This window comes from Moorena sp. SIO3I8, assembly GCF_010692325.1.
Classification (GTDB): domain Bacteria; phylum Cyanobacteriota; class Cyanobacteriia; order Cyanobacteriales; family Coleofasciculaceae; genus Moorena.
Genome location: NZ_JAAHHW010000336.1, coordinates 1 through 1,719 on the forward strand (window position 1 = coordinate 1; position 1,719 = coordinate 1,719).

Genomic DNA, 1,719 nt, shown 5'->3' on the forward strand with positions numbered 1-1,719 from the left:
TGCCCAATAGCACCAAACAGCATACTGCCCAAAATAATTACAGGCAAAGATACCAGCAATTGCCAGCCAGAGTAAAGTCCCCAGATCACCACTACTAATCCTGTGATGATACCAGTTATAGTTCCCTTTGTAGCTGCCCATAGCCACTCTCCCAGAAATACTTCCATGAAAGTCAACGGTGCTGTCAGCAGTGCATGCCAAGTTTTTTGAATACTCAAGCGGACAAAACTCCCATATGCTCCTTCAGAAAAGGACTGAAACAGTACCCCAATTCCGATCATTCCAGGAGCTATAAAGTTCAAATAAGATGTGTTTTGACCATGGTAATAAACATCTCCCACTAGGGGAGTTAAACCATAGCCAAAAGCAATCAGATAGATTACAGGTTCAGAAATTGGAAGTAAACTATTGACTAGCCAAGTTTTTTGATACACTTTGGCATGACGATACCAGACCGAGTAGATGCCCCAAAATGTTACAGAAATTCCTTTCATTATTTTGATAGTAAACCTGTCTAACTTAATCAATCCAATGATGTTCCGGTCAGTCGTAAAAATACATCTTCCAAGTTGGTGCGGCGGCGGCTTAGACTAACAGATGGAATTGTATTGAGCTCTTTCCAGAGAGCTTGGGGATTGTCGATAGGTAATGCTATCAGGTAGTTACTGCCAAAGGTGCGATACCAAGTTCCGTACTGAGTCGCTAATTGTTGCAGGATATCTTCGGAGATACCCTCAATCTCCACTAGCTCTTTACCAACAGTGCGCTCAATTAGCTGATCGGGGGTACCTTCGTCAATTACTTTACCCTGCTGAAGTAAGATTAAGCGATCGCATAATCGTTGTGCTTCATCCATATAGTGAGTAGTCAACAACACCCCACACCCCTGATGTTTCAGGTGAATCACCAGCTTCCAAAAATCCTGCCGTGCATCCGGGTCAAGTCCTGTGGTAGGCTCATCTAAGAACACGACTTGGGGATGATTAATCAAGGCCCGTGCCAATACCAAACGCCGCTTCAAGCCACCAGACAGCTCATCAATCCGCCGCTGAGCATAATCCTGTAGCCCCACCAGCTCCAGTAACTCCCCTGCCCGTTTCCGAGCTGACTTACCGGTAATCCGGTAGTGGTGGGCAAAGATAACCAAATTTTCAAATACGGTGAAGTCCGGGTCAAGATTATCCTCTTGAGTAACAATCCCCATCGAAAAACGAACCTGTCGCCCTTGAGAATGTACCTGATATTGACCCAACTGCACAAAGCCACGACTAGGAACAACTGCGCCGTAGAGCATTCCCACCGTAGTGGTTTTACCCGCACCATTCGGTCCAAGTAAACCCAAAACTTCCCCAGGATTTAGGGTAAAACTAACTCCACTAACGACAGTGCGATCCCCATAAGATTTCCACAAATCGTAAGCCGTCAGTGCTACTCGTTCCGTATCGATTTCAGATGTTGTAAGATACATAGCTAAGACAACACATGGGTTGCTCAATGTTGTTCGCGAAGCGTGGCCCATAGGCCAAGGTTAGGTGGTTGAAGGTTAGGTGGTTGAAGGTTAGGTGGTTGTTCGCGTAGCGTGGCCTTTTGGCCAAGGTTAGCTGGTTGAACGCGATGGACTTCGTCCCGCTGAAGAGCGATCGCGTGGCCTATTGCCCAAGGTTAGCTCAGTGAAATACCCAAGGATAATGGGTAATGGGTAATGGCTCACGGAGCACT

2 protein-coding genes and 1 pseudogene are annotated in these 1,719 nt (G+C 46.4%); all 3 read right to left on the bottom strand.

What is annotated here, in order from left to right; genetic code table 11:
- A pseudogene (locus tag F6K51_RS36755) lies at positions 1-494 on the bottom strand (ABC transporter); the annotation flags it as partial.
- A 29-nt stretch (positions 495-523) separates the two neighbouring features.
- Positions 524-1,468 (bottom strand): ABC transporter ATP-binding protein, encoded by a 945-nt coding sequence (locus F6K51_RS36760; protein WP_293030977.1) that lies wholly within the window; start codon positions 1,466-1,468, stop codon positions 524-526.
- Entirely contained in the window at positions 1,449-1,595 is a 147-nt protein-coding gene (locus F6K51_RS36765) for a hypothetical protein (RefSeq protein WP_293030980.1), read from the bottom strand. Before F6K51_RS36765 ends, F6K51_RS36760 begins: the two co-directional genes overlap by 20 nt.
- Between the last annotated feature and the right edge of the window lie 124 nt (positions 1,596-1,719).